General features: G+C 37.3%; 11 protein-coding genes and 1 tRNA gene. 8 read left to right on the plus strand and 4 right to left on the minus strand.

Features of this window, described 5'->3' with window-relative positions:
* The 4 genes from P20495_RS19960 to P20495_RS19170 all read right to left on the minus strand — a co-directional run.
* On the minus strand, positions 1-2,582 hold a 2,582-nt coding region (locus P20495_RS19960; protein WP_033014877.1), incomplete at its 3' end, for an Ig-like domain-containing protein.
* A 40-nt stretch (positions 2,583-2,622) separates the two neighbouring features.
* Entirely contained in the window at positions 2,623-3,774 is a 1,152-nt protein-coding gene (locus P20495_RS19180; RefSeq protein ID WP_008133547.1) for a FecR domain-containing protein, read from the minus strand.
* A gap of 12 nt (positions 3,775-3,786) precedes the next feature.
* The gene (locus tag P20495_RS19175) at positions 3,787-5,112 is read right to left on the minus strand and encodes a DUF2860 family protein (protein WP_008133549.1); all 1,326 of its coding nucleotides are present in this window, start codon (positions 5,110-5,112) and stop codon (positions 3,787-3,789) included.
* A gap of 820 nt (positions 5,113-5,932) precedes the next feature.
* Positions 5,933-6,008 (minus strand) — tRNA-His (locus P20495_RS19170).
* 441 nt (positions 6,009-6,449) lie between these two features.
* Here P20495_RS19170 and P20495_RS19165 point away from each other — a divergent pair.
* The 8 genes from P20495_RS19165 to neuC all read left to right on the plus strand — a co-directional run bounded on the left by P20495_RS19165 (position 6,450) and on the right by neuC (position 17,023).
* Positions 6,450-7,268 (plus strand): mechanosensitive ion channel family protein, encoded by an 819-nt coding sequence (locus P20495_RS19165; protein WP_008133554.1) that lies wholly within the window; start codon positions 6,450-6,452, stop codon positions 7,266-7,268.
* Between the two features lie 22 nt (positions 7,269-7,290).
* Positions 7,291-8,073, plus strand: a complete 783-nt coding sequence (locus tag P20495_RS19160; RefSeq protein ID WP_008133556.1) for a YdiY family protein — start codon at positions 7,291-7,293, stop codon at positions 8,071-8,073.
* A 148-nt stretch (positions 8,074-8,221) separates the two neighbouring features.
* Complete coding sequence (locus P20495_RS19155; protein ID WP_008133557.1) at positions 8,222-10,792, plus strand: SLBB domain-containing protein; 2,571 nt, start codon at positions 8,222-8,224, stop codon at positions 10,790-10,792.
* Between the two features lie 241 nt (positions 10,793-11,033).
* Positions 11,034-11,993, plus strand: coding sequence for a Wzz/FepE/Etk N-terminal domain-containing protein (locus P20495_RS19150; protein ID WP_008133558.1), 960 nt, complete (start codon positions 11,034-11,036; stop codon positions 11,991-11,993).
* Positions 11,994-12,258: 265 nt separating this feature from the next.
* Positions 12,259-13,269 carry an exopolysaccharide biosynthesis polyprenyl glycosylphosphotransferase gene (locus tag P20495_RS19145; RefSeq protein ID WP_008133559.1) on the plus strand — a complete coding sequence of 337 codons (1,011 nt, stop codon included), beginning with the start codon at positions 12,259-12,261 and terminating at the stop codon, positions 13,267-13,269.
* Positions 13,270-13,508: 239 nt separating this feature from the next.
* Positions 13,509-14,699 carry a UDP-N-acetylglucosamine 4,6-dehydratase gene (locus P20495_RS19140; protein ID WP_033014881.1) on the plus strand — a complete coding sequence of 397 codons (1,191 nt, stop codon included), beginning with the start codon at positions 13,509-13,511 and terminating at the stop codon, positions 14,697-14,699.
* A 15-nt stretch (positions 14,700-14,714) separates the two neighbouring features.
* Positions 14,715-15,869: a LegC family aminotransferase gene (locus P20495_RS19135; protein WP_008133561.1), complete on the plus strand. Its 1,155-nt coding sequence runs from the start codon at positions 14,715-14,717 to the stop codon at positions 15,867-15,869.
* Positions 15,869-17,023 carry a UDP-N-acetylglucosamine 2-epimerase gene (gene neuC, locus P20495_RS19130; RefSeq protein ID WP_008133562.1) on the plus strand — a complete coding sequence of 385 codons (1,155 nt, stop codon included), beginning with the start codon at positions 15,869-15,871 and terminating at the stop codon, positions 17,021-17,023. Before P20495_RS19135 ends, neuC begins: the two co-directional genes overlap by 1 nt.
* The last annotated feature ends 6 nt before the right edge of the window (positions 17,024-17,029 follow it).

The raw sequence follows: 17,029 nt of genomic DNA on the forward strand, positions 1-17,029 counted from the left end.
TCGTTTACAGGTGTGATTGTAATCGACAAACTTGCCGAGGCAGTGCCTTGGTTTTCATCACTTACAGAATATAAAACGGTTGCTGCGCCATAACTATTTATAGCAGGTGTATATTGAAGTTGATTACCAACAATTAATACCGACCCTAAGTCAGTAGCTGCAGAGGTTATTGTTAAGGTATCTCCGTCAATATCGGTGTCATTGGCGAGCACATTAATTAGTAGTGGGGCGGCATCTTCGGCCATTGTTGCTGTATCTGCGTTTGCAATAGGCGCATCGTTTACTGGGATAACCGTGATAGTTACTGTTGCTGTTGTATCATTAGCATTGGTGCTTTCTAAGGTATTTCCATCAGTAATACTATAAGTTAGCGTTATATCACCATTAAAATTGACTGGTGGTGTAAATTCTATTTTTTTATCGACAATAACAGCTTGGCCAATCGTGTTTTCAATACGAGATATACTAATTACATCGCCATCTAAGTCGTTATCGTTAGCCAGTACATCAAGTAACGTCACTGGACTATCTTCATTTAGTGTAAAGGTATCATTATTTGCACTTGGCAAAGTATTCACACCACTTTTACTTAATATTACTTGAGCACTCGCCGCAAGGCCTTGTTCATTTGAAACTAAATAAGTGAAGCTATCAACACCTACAAAATTTTGATTCGGTTGATAAGTAAAAGAGCCATCAGTATTAAGATTAAGCTCGCCATTTTTTACAGCCACAACCGGTACGGTATTAACATAAAGGTCACCGCTTTCAATATTAATGTCATTAACTAGCAGGCCGCTTTCAACGTTAACTTCAAGCAACTTATTTGGTCTGAATAAATACTCATCATTTTGGGCAATCGGATTATCAGCTTCACTATTAATTGTTAACGTTACGCTGGCTTGAGCTGTAGCACCTTGAGAGTCAATTATTTGATATTGAAACTGATCTACACCAAAAAAATTAGCATCGGGTATATAAGTAAAGCTACCATCAGTTGCAAGTAATAATTGGCCATGAACAGTCGCAACAATAAAGTTTTCATCAACAAAAAAGTTGTCATTATTAGGATCTGTATCATTTTTAAGTAAACCAGCAATAGCTTCAACAACTAATGTACTGTCTTCACTTAAACTATAACTATCGTTAGTCGCAATCGGTGGCATATTTTCAGCTGCGCCGATGATAACTACATTGGCAATAGCTTGCTCACCTTGACTATCAACAATACGATATTGAAAGCTATCCTCCCCGCGCATATCTACTTCACCAAGGTATTCAAAGCTACCATCTGCGCGTAAAGTCAAACGTCCTCTTTTTGGTTCAGTGATAGGTGAGGTATCAACCGTTAAGCTATCTAAATCAATATCACTATCATTGGCAAGTAAGCCTGGTGATGCAATATTCAAATTACCATCAAGTGGAATGCTATAGCTGTTATCAAGTGCAATAGGTGCATCATTTATCGGATTAACAACAATTTCAACAACAGCGATGTCTGTCATATCAAGCTCATTAACCACTTGATAGCTAAAAGCATCTTCACCATTAAAATTGGCCGTTGGTGTGTAATTAAACTCACCAGACTCATTTATATTTAACGTACCGTGCTGTGGTTGCACTAGCGCATCTAAATTTATGCGCAATTCACCCATATATTGATCGGTATCATTAGCAACTACATTGCCTTGTAAGCTTTCATCTTCATTAATTTGAAATTGATCGGGTTGCGCATTCGGGGCAAAATTTAGTTCTCCACCAATAGGGGCTATATTTATTGCTTCAGCAAAACCACTTTCGCCACTGCCATCAATGCCAGTGATCAGTATTTGATAGCTTTTATCAACAAGCGATCCATCAAAGCTAAAAGCTGAATTGGATAAGCTTAGAAATTGTTGCCCATTTTCGAGCGTATTAATATTTTCAGGAGTCACACCAGCTTGAGTTGCTAAATAAACGTTATAGCGATTGAGGTCTGAATTGGCTTGCCATGAAAGATCAATACTTTGATCATTACGCTGCGCCGTAATGCCTTCAATTTGATGGGGTTGCCAGCTAAATGTAGTCGCGTCAGCAAGTACTTGGTTATTTAAATTATCGGTTATCCATATTTCTAAACGAAGATCGCCCGCTTTTTCACCATAAAAATAAGGGTTAAAGCCGATAATTGATTGTTCAAAGCTTAAGCCACATAGTTCAGAACAAAGTGCGATGCTTTTATCTACACTTGGTAATACCAAGCTTACTGTAGCAATACCATCGGGATCTGAAACCGCAAGTGAAAACGTTACATTACCTTGCACAACTTCATTTTTTTGCGCAAATATAATATCAGCCTGTGAATTAGCAACTACATCGCTAACAAATGCTCTACTTGACGTCGAAACACCTGAAACTTTAAATTTGGTCGATTGATTACTAGCAGTAACTCCCGTTAAGTTGAGGTTACTTGAAATAGGCTGAGGTGTTGCTTCGTTACTCGAACTTGGTGAAGCTTCTGGTGCAGTGGTGTCTTCTGAGCCACCACAGGCGCTTAATATAAACGCCATGGCACCAAGCAAAAATATATTTTTTGCTATCATTTTAAATACTCCATAATAAAAAGCGCTGTGTCCAATGTGTTTATGGTTCTAACCTAAAGGAGCCATTAGCATTTACATTAGGATTATTTATTTCATTGAGATTAAAATTGCCGGTAATCGTATCTAAACCATTCAAAAAAATCGCCTCAATATCGCCAGCCGCTTTGTTATTGCCATGAGATGCAAAGGTAACAGCTAAATCAAGTTTACTTATATCTATTAGGCCGCTGTAAGCTGCATACCAATTACCACCAGTATCGCTAAAGCTAATTTCACCCTTGGGCACCGTACCATTATCAAAATCAACCGCCATGGTCATTGCAAAGTCAGTCACTGCACCTAAACTAGAATTCACTCCAAAGCTTGTCGCTTGATAGTTAAAAACGCCTTGGCGTTGTGCTATTTGATCAACCAAAGATGCATCACTAACCGTTTGATATTGTTGTTCAGAATAAACATCAGCAATAATAACTGTCTCTGAATCAAAGTTACTTTCTACTACAATCTCAGTAACAGGATCGGGCGAGGCAGTAGCCGTTTGTTGTTCACTTTCTTCATCCTCACTTTCACTTGGGCTATCGATACTTGTTATATTTTGATCAAAAACGCGCGACGCACTAATACTTGTGAATACTTCACCAGAAGACGTTACTTGCGCAAAGGAAAACGCTTCATCGCTGCCTAAAGAAACAACTTGCTGGCTTTCGAGTGTTAAATCTATTGCGCCCTCCCAAACAGCTAAAAACACATCGCCTTCAACCAACTGAACTTCAAAATGTGTACCGCGAATACCAATAGATCCAACAGGGGTTTTTACGCTATAAGAGCCACCATTTTTTTTAATCACTCCCGAAATCGAACGCAAACCACCTTTAAGTAACTCAATTGACGCAGAACCTTGTTGGGTATTACTATCAAATTCATAATTAGCAATATTAAGCACCGAATTCTCTTTTAGCGCAATCAAGCCACCGTCAGACATTGAAAACTGAGCTTTACTTTTTTCACCAGTAGTTATGCGATCTACACCAAATACAGTGTCTCTGCGTTTTAATTGTCTTTGCTGTTCGGAGTTAGCATCTAGAGCTAAAACAGTACCTCGGGCAAGAATCGTTTTACCAGCAGGATTGGCGGCTTGTGCATTAAAACTCACACAAAGTAAGGTTGTTATCACAGGGAGTAAAAGTTTCATAAGTACCTTAAATTAGAATGAGTAAGAAACGCTTAAGTTAACATCTAAGCGGTCATATTCGAATAAAGATATATTACTGGTTTTATCTTGGTAATTGGCCGCCAGTTGTATAGCTAAATCGTCGTTTATTAAATAACGTATGGTGCTTGTAAGCATCAGTAAATTGTCTTCACGGTCTTTTAAAAATAAAGGATGTTCATCTTGGTAATCAATCCATTGATATCCTGCAAGTGTTAGTAGTTGCCAATGTTCAGCAAGCTGAGAATTAGCCTGATAATACATGCCAAGTATATTACGACTATTTGATTTACCCGCAGGTACATCCGCATTTTCAGTTTTGATATTAATACTCACACTCTGAAACCAGCGTTGAGATACATAACTAGTTCCTGCGTTTAGTGCAATAAATGTGTTATCGAGTTTTTCATCAAGTTTATTATTCATTACACCAAAAGAAACAGCCCCAAATAAGCGAGACTTTTTAGATAATTTAAAATCAGCCCCTGTTACGAGCGACGATTCTGTTCTATAAAGTTCGCCATCAAGTATTAATGGTGTTACAGCAGCTTGTACATACCAACTTAGCTTATCTTGTTTGTGTTTATAAGCTGCATTTATGTGTGTGTTAACTCGGTCATATTGTTCTAACGCTTCAAACTTATACCATGCAGTATTAACACTTAACGTTAATAAGCTTTGTTGGTCCAGAGGATGAGAATAGCTCCCTCTATATTTAAGCTGCATATAGTTATCATCAGTACTTTTGCTGTCTGGCGACAGTAAAAATTCGCCTAAATTAGGTATGATAATAGTATCTTCGGCTGTGCCTGCATTTACATTGTCATCCACACCAAAAGCCAGTTGAATATTTTGTGTATAAGAGCGCCCTGCACGTTGCTGTTCAACAATGGCAGCATCAAGTAGTGATTGCGCGCTCGTTTTTATATTTTTAGGTGTATTAGCCGCGTTAATAAGTATTAGCGCTTGAGTATCTGCTGCGGGTAAATTTTTAACCATTAAATAAGCTCGAACTAAATGTAGGCGAGCTTCGTACCATTGCGGGCTTGCCTCAACTACACGTTCAAAAGCAAAGACTGCTGTAGCTGGTTGGTTTGTTTTAAGTGCGGAAACTCCTAACAAAAAGTCAAAAGCAGGCTCGCCTAAATATTGATTTTCAATATGACTTTTTTTGTAGGCTTGTTGAAACTTATGATCAGAAATTAATTGTTGTAGTTCAGTTAACAATTTAGCGTAGCTTTCGTCATTTTTAGCCAGAGCACTAACACTAACTACAGTTAAAAAACCACACAGTAAATGTGCTAGAGCCTGTTTAATCATGTTTTATCGAATATCCTATAAGAAATTTTTTGCTTTATTGCCATTAGGGTCAGTTGACCTTTGCGGATTGAAATTTGTTCTATCTAGGGGCGACTTAATCGCGGCGCAAGGTTTGTAGCTTAGTGGGCTCGGTAACTGCTCCTGCGTTACTCTAATGGCTTACATCCCTATAAGAATAAATCAAAACCGAGCAAAGCTGCCCAGTCATGCTAACGGGCCTTATTTAAAAACCAAACACGCCGCTGCAAATCTAACCTCGAAAGATAAACAAGCCCTAATAAAATGATGGTAGTAGGTAATAATTTAGCACTTTTTATAGGCATGTAAAGTAAATGAAAACATTATTTCAAAAATGTAAATGTTAATATCTTCCAGCTTTTTAAATCAATATCATAAAATTAGTGGCCTATTATAGCGATAATAAAACAGCTTGATAACAAAGCATAAATTTCGTTATTTAGGGCGTGTTGACCTTTGTGGATTGAACCCAAAGGGCAGCGCATGTTTGGCATTTATACTGCGTTATCGCCTATTTATGGGAAATAACCACACTACATAGGCTCTGCCTTGCCTAAATACCAAACAGCATGCTGCAAAGTCAATCACGAAAGGTCAACACGCCCGAGTTGTTCTAAATAAAATTTAACAACGTTTTAGAGTGATTTAATTCGATAAATTGGTCGTTTTTAAAAAAATTGGTTTTAATACTGATTTAGCTGTTCAGACGAGAAAATGCAGGAACTTTAATTTATTGTATTTTTAGTTAGTTAAAATTACTGGGGAAATAATTATACAAAAAAATTAAAAAAAAGGAGAAAATTGGGGCGATTGACGGGGCTTGAACCCGCGACAACCGGAATCACAATCCGGGGCTCTACCAACTGAGCTACAACCGCCACAACACACCTTGTTTGGTGTGGCGCGCATAATACATAAAATAATAAATCTTGTGAAGCCTAAAAGTGAAAAAAATCAAAAAAAATAACTAATGCGTAAATACAGTATGTAAGGTGGTGGTTGATTAGTGCTTAAATATGGCTACTTTAGGCCATTTAACTGGGGGCAAAACGTGTAACGAACGAGATTAGTAAAGGGAGAAGAAATATTTAAGTCTTACTTTCTTTATTAGTAAGTGCGAATGATTAAGAAACAGCGCATACCTTCTAAAAAAACGATAAATACTCAATAAATATGAAACATATTGTCGCTTTTATATATTAATTTATATAAACATAGCGTTTTTTATAGTGAAAATTCATTGTTTTTTGAGAATAAATTGTAAATGAATGTATAATGTTGGCTGAAAAAACGCTTAATGAAAACTATTTGGAGTGATTATGGATTCAATATTAAACTGGCTGAACGAAAACTCAGGCCTAATTTTACATTACGGTATACAGGCGGTTGTTGCGCTTGTTATCTTTTTACTTGGTAGTCGTATTGCTAAGTTTTGTTCTAACTTAACTGAAAAAGGTTTTGCTAAAAAGAACGTAGATAAAGCGGTTGGCTCATTTGTTTCAAGCATTGTGTATACACTTGTATTTGCTGTCACTATTTTAATGGCACTTTCGCAAATTGGTATTGAAACTACGTCATTCATCGCTATTTTAGGTGCCGCAGGTTTAGCTGTTGGCTTAGCGCTTCAAGGTTCATTGTCTAACTTTGCATCTGGCGTACTAATTATTTTACTTCGTCCATTCAAATCAGGTGATTTTGTTGAAGCTGGTAGTAAAATGGGTACTGTTAAAAAAATCGAAATATTCTCAACTGAACTACGCACTCCAGATAATAAAGTAATAATTGTGCCAAATTCACAAATTATGTCGGGTGCTATTACTAATTTCTCACGTGAGTCTACTCGTCGTATCGATTTAGTTATCGGTGTTGGTTACGATGCTGATTTACGTCAAGCAAAAGAAGTATTAAAATCAGTGTTAGATGCAGAAGAGCGTCTACTTAAAGATCCAGCTTATACAGTTGCTGTATCTGAGCTAGGTGATTCGAGTGTTAATTTTGTAGTGCGTCCTTGGGTTAACAGTGCGGATTACTGGCCAACATATTTCTCGCTAATGGAAAATATTAAAATTGCATTAGACGACGCAAACATTTCAATTCCATTTCCACAAATGGATGTTCATTTACACAAGCAAGACTAATTTTAAATAGGTTATTTTTTTAATGAAATTAAAGCTTTTATCAATGTTAGTTGCAGCCTCTGCTGCAACTAACGCATTTGCCGAAGATGCAGATCAAAAAACGTGGGAAGTTACCAGTGAGCTTGGTGCTATTATTACCAGTGGTAATACAGAAACAACCACGCTTAAAGGTGGTATTAAAGTACAGCACAATCTAGAAAACTGGAACAATGAGTATAAAATCGATGGAATCTTCAAAGAAGATGAAGTTGAAGATGCTGACGGTAATAAAGATAAGCAGCGTACCAACGAAAAATACTCTATTTCTGCGCAAGGTAATTACAAATTAAATGAAAAGCATGCTCACTTATTCATTTATGGTTCACACGTGTCAGATTACTTTGGCGCATACCGAAGTGAATCAGTAATTTCTGCTGGTTATGGTTTACGTTTATTAAACGAAAAAACCATGTGGCTAAGTGCTGAAATTGGTCCAGGTTATAAATATTTCGAATACCCAGATGACAGCACTGAAATTGACGACAACGGCGATTTACTTGCTGGTGAGTTTGAAGGTGAGGTGATTGCTCTAGGTAAGTTAGATTATAACTGGAAGATCTCTGATAATGCGCGCTTTACTCAGTTAATTGCTGTAGAGTACGGTGATACAAACACTAAAACGCGTTCAGAAACTGCACTACTTGCAAAAATTAATGGCTCATTACAAATGAAAGTTGCTTTTAATGTAACCAACAACTCAGATGTTGCTGATGATAAAGAAAGCACTGATACTGAAACGTCATTCACGTTAGTTTACAGTTTTTAACTTCACTAACGAATTTAAATAACATTAAAATGAAAAAAGGGGCGAATGCCCCTTTTTTATTTGTGTAAAACTAATGTATTATGGCGACCGATTTTGGTTGTAGAACTAGGGATATACCTACTCGTGAAAGTTTTAACATGTTTTTTTAGTGCTTTTATCCTACTTTGTAGCTTTAGCACTTTGGCTTTTACGCCAACAGCGTCACAATTGGAGCAATTTAAAAAAATTGCCAAAAGCTCAACAAGAAGCCCTAGCAAAGCAATACGGTGTAGATGTATCTACAATCACGGGTAAAAATCAATCAAGCGAACAGGTTGAAGCTGAACAGTCGACTATCGGCCAACGCTCAGAATCTGAACCGGAACAGCTTACAGATGAAGAGCGCTTTAAACCAAAAATAGACGAAATAAAGCCTTTTGGTTATGCGCTATTTGCAGGTGAACCTACAACATTTATGCCAAGTGAAAGTGCAGCAGTGCCCGACACATACATTGTAGGCCCCGGCGATCAATTAAAAATTAACTTTTACGGTAAAGAAAGTGACAGTTTTGAAGTCGTAGTTGACCGTGAAGGACGTATTAGTATCCCAGATCTAAGCCCTGTAGAAGTGGCTGGCCTTACCTTTGCTGAAGTAAAAGAACTAATAAAAGTAAAAGTAGAGCAAGAAGTTATTGGTGTAAAAGCATTTGTATCGCTTGGCCAACTTCGTAGCATGCGTATTTTAGTGTTAGGAGAAGCATATAAGCCGGGTAGCTACAGCGTTTCTTCGTTAACAACTGTTTCGCACGCATTATTTGTAAGTGGTGGAGTGTCTGATATTGCTTCACTGCGTAATATTGAAGTTAAACGCGCAGGCAAGGTCGTTGCAAATTTTGACCTTTACGACTTACTCATTAATGGCGATAGCAGTAACGATATCGTATTAAAGCCTGGTGATGCCGTATTTATACCATCCGTTGGCGCTCAAGTAAGAGTTGAAGGTGCAGTAAAACGTCCCGCTATCTTTGAACTTAAAGAAGGTGAGTCTGCTAAGCAGTTATTAGCAATGGCTGGAGGCCTTAAGCCTAATGCATATGCAACAAATGTAGTTGTAGAGCGTTTTAATTTCGATCGTAAAGAAGTGTTGTCGGTAGACTTTTCAAAATCACAAATTAACTATATCCCGCAAGATGGTGATCGCATTCGTTTTAATTCTATCAGTGAACAATATAAAAACTCAGTTAGTTTAATTGGTGCTGTAGCACGTCCTGGTAATTATCAATGGTACCAGGGGAAACGTATTTCCGATGTTCTAAAATCAGTACGCGGTGATTTACTCCCGCAAGCTGATTTAAGCTACGGACTCGTAATCCGCGAAATAAATATAAACGGCGATATAGAAGTGCATCAATTCGATGTAGCGCAAGCAATAATTAAAAATAGATTGAATGACTTAGAGCTTAATTCTAATGATAAAATCATTATTTTTAGCCGATTTGAAGAAAAAGAGGCTGAGCAATCGGCTTTAGCAAATATGGCCCTTAGCCAGGAGCAGCAAAAACAGCAACAAAAAGCTGAGCAGTGGCATAAATTTGAGCAAAAAGAATTTGAAAAATACATTGGTGTATTGAAAAATTCTAAGCTCTATCTTGAAGAATACGCATTTTTCAGCCGCCATAATTTGCTAATGCCAGTAATCGATAAACTAAAGCGCCAAGCTTCTAACGAGCAAGCTGCCCAGTTAGTAAAAATTAATGGCAGTGTTACCTATCCAGGTGTTTATCCGCTAACAGTGGATGGCGACGTTGCAAGTTTAGTTACCGCTGCAGGTGGCTTGCAAGAGTCGGCTTATACCAAACAGGCCGAAATTACTCGCATGATTGATGGTGATGCCTCAAGAATTGAACACTTAAAAATAAACTTTACTCAAGCAATCAACGGTAATACACAAAGTCGTATTAAGCTACAAAGCAAAGACAGTCTAAATGTATTTGCTATTCCAAACTGGCAAGAAAATGTAAAAGTAGAATTAAAAGGCGAGCTTAAATTTCCAGGTACTTATACTATACGCCGTGGTGAAACACTTACTGAGCTGCTAGAGCGAGCGGGTGGTTTTTCAATGTTTGCAGAGCAAAAAGCTGCAGTATTTACTCGTACATCTATCAAACAGCAAGAGGAAGAGCAACTTGCGCGATTATCTACTGAATTGCGCCGTGATATTGCTTCAAAAAGTTTTGAAAGCTCAGTAAGTAGTAACGCACTCTCGTACGAAGAAATGAATAAGCTACTTAATGACTTAGCAAACGTAGAGGCATTAGGCCGTTTAGTTATTGACCTTCCACTAATAATTAATAATCAACAAAATTTAGTACTGCAAGATGGTGATACGCTTTATGTGCCGAGCAAACGCGACTCTATTAGTGTAATTGGTGAAGTTAACTACTCAACATCACATCTATATAAGTCTGGTGTTAGTGTTGATGATTATATAACGCTAAGTGGTGGCTTAAAAGAGCGTGCCGACGAAGAGCGTATTTACATTATAAAAGCAAATGGCTCTGTAAAAATACCTCATACCGGAGGCTGGTTTGCCGCTAATAATTCTGAGCAGTTGGAACCAGGCGATACTATAGTAATACCAATGGACGCTGGCCATATGGACAAGTTAACGCTTTGGAGTACAGCTACACAGATACTTTATCAACTTGGTGTGGCAGTAGCAGCAATAAGCGGTATTTAATAACTATGCGCGGCGTAAAACCGCGCTTGTTCGTAGGCGGGATTTTACATCGCGCACATATTTAAAGTAGGCGGGGATTTACGCCGCGCTTGTTTGTAGACGGGATTTTACATCGCGCACATTTTTAAGGTGGGCAGGGCTTTACGCCGTGCTTGTTCGTAGGCGGGATTTTACATCGCGCTTGTATTTAAAAAATTAAGTAGGCACGGCTTTACACCGCGCAGAATGAACTGAGATTTACATGGAAAATAGTTTAAATAACCTAAAACAAAAAAACGAGCAAATAGTCGCTGATGATGAAATTGACCTTCGTGAGTTATTTACTGCAATTTGGCAAGGTAAATGGATAATTATCGCAATCACAGCATTATTTGCTGTTGCATCTGTTTTTTACGCCATTAATCAGCCCAATATTTATAAATCGGAGGCGCTACTTGCTCCTGCAGAGCAAGACCAACAGGGTGGTTTGGGCGCATTAGCTGGTCAGTTTGGTGGGCTTGCTAGTTTGGCCGGTGTTAATTTGGGTTCAGGTGGCGGTGTTGATAAAACGCAAATGGCGCTTGAGGTACTAAAATCGCGCCAATTTACTAGCAAATTTATTCAAAAGTACAATATAATGCCAGACTTAATGGCGGCTAAAGCATGGAACCGTGAAACAAATACAGTTATTTTCGACGACGAGCTTTATGTTGTAGAACAAAGCAAGTGGGCGCGTGAGGTAAAGGCTCCCTTTAAACCCGAGCCTTCGTTGCAAGAAGCTTACAAAAAATTTAGTAAAATTGTTAGTGCAGATAAAGATAAAGAAACTGGCTTGGTTAAAATAACCATAGAGCATGTATCGCCTTATGTTGCAAAAAACTGGGTAGATTGGTTAATTCAAGATATAAACGCCACCATGAAACAACGCGACGTACTTGAGGCAAACAAAAGCACCGACTTTTTAATTAAACAAATACAACAAACTAAAATAGCGGATATACGTGCTGTTTTATATAAACTCGTAGAAGAGCAAACTAAAACAATAATGTTTGCAAATGTTCGTGACGAGTATGTATTTAAAACGATAGATCCAGCCTTAGTGCCAGAAGAGAAGTTTAAGCCTAAGCGTGCACTTATTGTAATATTGGGAACCATGGTAGGTGGAATATTGAGTACAATGTTAGTGTTGATGAGAAATTTTTTGAGTAAGGATAAAGCCTAGTGTTACTTTTAAAGGCCTATTGGGCACTTTTTATAAAAAGTACTAAACCAAGAAATTGTAATGAGGTAGTCTAAACTGACTGTCTCAATTTAGGAAAAAGTGTCTCAGCGTATTTAAATAAAGCTGAGATAGAAAACTGCTAAAATACAATTTAGCGGTAAGCCTTTAATTTAATTAAATTTAGAAAGCTGATTTATAAATGCGCTTTTTATTTGAAAGTTTTTGAATTGTACAATAAGTAATCAATATAAGTGGAAGGCCAACTATGAGTCCGGAAGTTAAAACAGTCGAAGCTGAAAAGCACTCTTCCGCCAGCAATTTAGATGTAATGGAGTCTGTTTTTATTACTAATAGTTTTAAATCTAAATCAGAAGCGCTTAAACAAAGTGTCATTTATGTGTTTTGCCCTCCTGAAAGTGCTAATAAAATTGGAAGTATCATTAACGATTACTCATTCGATATTGTTATTAATGATTATTCAATTCATGATTTCACTCAGAAAGTAGTATGTCATTATCTAAGCGCTCACTTAACTAAAGAACAGCGGCATTTTTTAGTGAATGCGACTGAATGTGGTGCTTGGGTTGAGCCATTAGTTAGTTACTTAGACGATAGGCTTAAATATACAGAGGTACGTTTGCTCCATAGTAGCTATTTCTTGCATCAAAAAGCATTTTCAATATTATCAAACAAGCGTACACAAGTAACTAAGCGTTTCATTGATTTTATAAGTGCTTTAGTGTTACTTATTGTCACTTTGCCATTATCTTTAATTGCTGCAGTATTAATTAAAATTGAAAGTCCCGGACCTGTTTTATATAAACAAAAACGAACAGGCCAATATAATAAAGAATTTAAAGTTTATAAGTTTAGGTCTATGGGGAGTGATGCAGAAAAGAACGGAGCGCAATGGGCATCAAAAAATGATGTACGTGTAACTAAAGTGGGTAAATTTATCCGTAAAACACGCATAGATGAAATCCCCCAGCTTATAAATGTATTACAAGGTACAATGTCTATAGTGGGTCCGCGACCTGAGCGAGAAGTTTTTATAAAGGATTTAGAAAAAGAAATTCCCTATTATCGCTTTCGCCATGCAGTAAAACCAGGAGTGACTGGTTTAGCTCAAGTCAGCTATCCTTATGGAGCATCTGTGGAAGATGCGATTTGGAAACACAAGTACGATATTCATTATATTAAACATCATTCAAGTATGTTAGATGTTAAAATTTTATTGCTAACGGTGAGGACTGTGTTGTTCGGGATGGGGAGGTGATGGCTCAATCGAACACTAAAAAATACTATAGAGTCAATTGTTCAACGATCTTATCAAAATCTAGAGTTGCTACTCGCTGATGTCACCTCTAAAAATAATTGTGTTTCTATTGTTACACGATACACCAAAGCGAATTAGAGAAGTGAAGTTGAGTAATTAAGCACTATAAAATTTTAAAAAATTTAGTAGTCTACCCCCTTAAAAGGCTATTTAAAAATACAAGAAATAAGTGAATAATGATGGAAAATATACTTAAGTTAATTGGGCGAACTGAACTTTTATTTAACAGTGATATTGAAGAAAACGAGCTGCAACTATCTAAAATAGTGTTAAACTCAAAGTTTCTTGTATTAGGAGGAGCCGGCTCTATAGGTCAAGCCGTTACAAAAGAAATCTTTAAGCGTAACCCTGCTAAACTTCATGTTGTCGATATTAGTGAAAACAACATGGTTGAGTTGGTTCGCGATATTCGTAGTTCGTATGGCTATATAGAGGGCGACTTTCAAACGTTCGCGCTTGATATTGGCTCAGTTGAGTATGATGCATTTATAAAAGCTGACGGAAAATATGACTATGTATTGAATTTATCTGCGCTTAAGCATGTTCGTAGTGAAAAAGACCCATTTACCTTAATGCGTATGATTGACGTAAATGTTTTTAATACCGATAAAACGATTCAACAATCGATTGATTGTGATGCTAAAAAATACTTTTGTGTATCTACAGATAAAGCAGCAAATCCAGTTAATATGATGGGGGCTTCAAAGCGTATAATGGAAATGTTCTTAATGCGTAAAAGTGAAGACATTGCTATTTCTACCGCTCGATTTGCAAACGTGGCTTTTTCAGATGGTTCATTGTTACATGGTTTTAATCAGCGCATACAAAAGCAACAACCAATAGTCGCACCGAGTGATATCAAGCGCTACTTTGTTACACCTCAAGAATCTGGTGAGCTATGTTTAATGTCATGTATTTTTGGTGAAAATAGAGATATTTTCTTTCCAAAGTTAAGTGAAGCTTTGCATCTAATCACCTTTGCAGACATTGCTGTTAAATACCTTCAAGATCGTGGTTATGAACCTTTCTTATGTAAAACTGAAGATGAAGCACGCGAGCTAGTAAAAACATTACCTACTCAAGGTAAGTGGCCTTGCTTATTTACTGAAAGTGACACCACTGGTGAAAAAGACTTTGAAGAATTTTTTACTGAAAGTGAAACATTGGATATGGATCGCTTTGAAAATTTAGGCATTATCAAAAATGATGCTATTTTCGATCAAGCACTACTTGCTGAGTTTGAAGAAAAAATTACTCAAATGAAAGCTGATAAGTTTTGGACAAAAGACGAAATTGTCTCACTTTTCTTTAAAATGATTCCTGATTTTGGGCATAAAGAAACCGGCAAATACCTTGATGGTAAAATGTAATTAGGTAGATATATTATGACTAAACAGTTTGTTTCATTTGTAAAAGATCTTTACCAAACGAATGAGTTTATTCCTCTACACGCGCCAACTTTCTCAGGGAATGAACAAAAGTATGTATCAGAAACAATTAGTAGTACGTTTGTTTCAAGTGTTGGTAAGTTTGTAGATGACTTTGAAAAACATATTGAAATTTACACCGGAACTCCAAAAGCAGTTGCCACTGTAAATGGCACCGCAGCATTACATGCAGCATTGTATATGGCAGGTGTTCAAAGTAACGATATCGTTATTACTCAAGCTCTAACTTTTGTAGCAACCTGTAATGCAGTGCATCACATGGGGGCTGAGCCCGCCTTTGTTGATGTGTCACCTTTGAACCTGGGATTATGTCCTAAAGCATTGTCTACATTTTTAGAGCAGCATGCAGTGCTAACCGAGTCAGGACCTATACATAAAAAAACAAAGCAACGTTTTCAAGCTGTTGTACCAATGCATACATTTGGGCACCCTGTAGAACTTGATGAATTAATCAATGTGTGTAATGAGTGGCGTATTGCTTTAGTAGAAGATGCTGCAGAAAGTCTAGGTTCTTTTTATAAAGGTAAGCATACTGGTACGTTAGGTGATTTTGGTGCTATTAGCTTTAATGGAAATAAGATTATTACCACAGGTGGTGGTGGTATGGTTTTATGTAAAAGTTTAGAGTCAGGGCAGCATACAAAACATATAACAACTACTGCTAAGGTTCCTCATCCGTATGAGTTCTTTCATGATGAAGCGGGTTTTAACTATCGCATGCCTAACTTAAACGCGGCACTTGGATGTGCGCAAATGGAAAATCTTAAAGTATTTGTCGATAATAAACGACATCTTGCGAACTTATATTCAGACTTTTTTAAAGGATCTGATTTTCAATTTGTAATAGAGCCTAGCTATGCAAAATCAAATTATTGGTTAAATGCAATTATTTGCCCAAATCATTCTGAGCGAGAAAAGCTCCTAAAGCAAACTAATGCTGAAGCTGTAATGACTCGACCAATATGGCAATTAATGCATAGATTACCTATGTTTAAAAATGCGCTACGTGGTGATTTAACTCACTCAGAGTTTATTGAAGCTCATTTAGTTAATATACCAAGCTCTCCACTTGAAAGTTTAGGCGAGTTATAATGACAAAAAAAATAGCTGTATTTACAGGTACGCGTGCTGAATATGGGCTCCTATATTGGCTTATAAAAGACATTCATAATGATCCAGAGCTTACGTTACAGCTATTAGTTTCAGGTATGCATCTGTCATCAGAGTTTGGTGAAACCTATAAACAAATAGAGCAAGATGGCTTTACAATAGATGAGAAAATAGAAATTCTATTATCATCAGATACCGCAGTCGGCATAGCTAAAAGTATGGGGTTAGGTGTGCTAGGTTTTGCTGACGCATTAAGTCGATTAAAGCCAGATGCGCTTGTTATTTTAGGTGATCGCTTCGAAGCTCTCGCCGCTGCTCAAACTGCAATGATATTACGTATACCTATTTTACACCTGCACGGTGGAGAAATAACTGAAGGCGCATATGATGATGCGATTCGCCATGCTATTACCAAGCTTAGCTATTTACATGGAACGTCTACTGAGGAGTATCGCCAACGTGTTATACAGCTAGGTGAAATACCTGAGCGTGTTAAAAATATTGGTGCAATTGGTCTTGATCATTTAGCACGAAGTGACTTTATGAGTGTCAATGAAATTGGCAACTCATTAAACTTTAATTTGAAGCAGCCTTACTTTCTTGTTACCTATCACCCCGTAACTTTAGGTGCAGAGCCTCCTGAGCAAAGCTTTGTTGCATTACTTGAATCATTAGATAATTTCAAAGATCATCAAGTTATCCTAACATATCCTAATGCCGATGATGGTGGTCGTCGTATAATTCCAATACTTGAAGACTACGCTAAACAATATCCAACTAGAGTTTGTGCAATACCTTCATTGGGACAAAAGCGCTACCTCAGCACTGTAAAAAATGCTGCGGCTGTTATAGGCAACTCATCAAGCGGTATTATTGAAGTTCCTGCGTTCAATGTGCCTACAGTTAATATAGGTATAAGACAAAAAGGTCGTTTAGCGGCCAAAAGTGTCCTTAACTGCACTGCCACAGCAGAATCTATTTCAGCAGCGATAAAATCGGCTATTACAGGAAGCTATAAAACTCCTGGCGAAATAATCACAAATCCATATGGCGCTGGTAATGCAAGCGCTCAAGCAATTCAAATGCTTAAATCTTTAGAATTTGAGCCGAGCAAATCCTTTTACGACTTAAAATGAGAAATC

The organism is Pseudoalteromonas sp. BSi20495 (assembly GCF_000241185.1).
GTDB lineage: Bacteria > Pseudomonadota > Gammaproteobacteria > Enterobacterales > Alteromonadaceae > Pseudoalteromonas > Pseudoalteromonas fuliginea.

Bases quoted from the DNA above. Each gene is read 5' to 3' on its own strand.
- P20495_RS19180 (WP_008133547.1), bottom strand. From the start codon at position 3,774: ATGAAACTTTTACTCCCTGTGATAACAACCTTACTTTGTGTGAGTTTT.
- P20495_RS19175 (WP_008133549.1), bottom strand. From the start codon at position 5,112: ATGATTAAACAGGCTCTAGCACATTTACTGTGTGGTTTTTTAACTGTA.
- P20495_RS19165 (WP_008133554.1), top strand. From the start codon at position 6,450: ATGGATTCAATATTAAACTGGCTGAACGAAAACTCAGGCCTAATTTTA.
- P20495_RS19160 (WP_008133556.1), top strand. From the start codon at position 7,291: ATGAAATTAAAGCTTTTATCAATGTTAGTTGCAGCCTCTGCTGCAACT.
- P20495_RS19150 (WP_008133558.1), top strand. From the start codon at position 11,034: ATGGAAAATAGTTTAAATAACCTAAAACAAAAAAACGAGCAAATAGTC.
- P20495_RS19145 (WP_008133559.1), top strand. From the start codon at position 12,259: ATGAGTCCGGAAGTTAAAACAGTCGAAGCTGAAAAGCACTCTTCCGCC.
- P20495_RS19140 (WP_033014881.1), top strand. From the start codon at position 13,509: ATGGAAAATATACTTAAGTTAATTGGGCGAACTGAACTTTTATTTAAC.
- P20495_RS19135 (WP_008133561.1), top strand. From the start codon at position 14,715: ATGACTAAACAGTTTGTTTCATTTGTAAAAGATCTTTACCAAACGAAT.
- neuC (WP_008133562.1), top strand. From the start codon at position 15,869: ATGACAAAAAAAATAGCTGTATTTACAGGTACGCGTGCTGAATATGGG.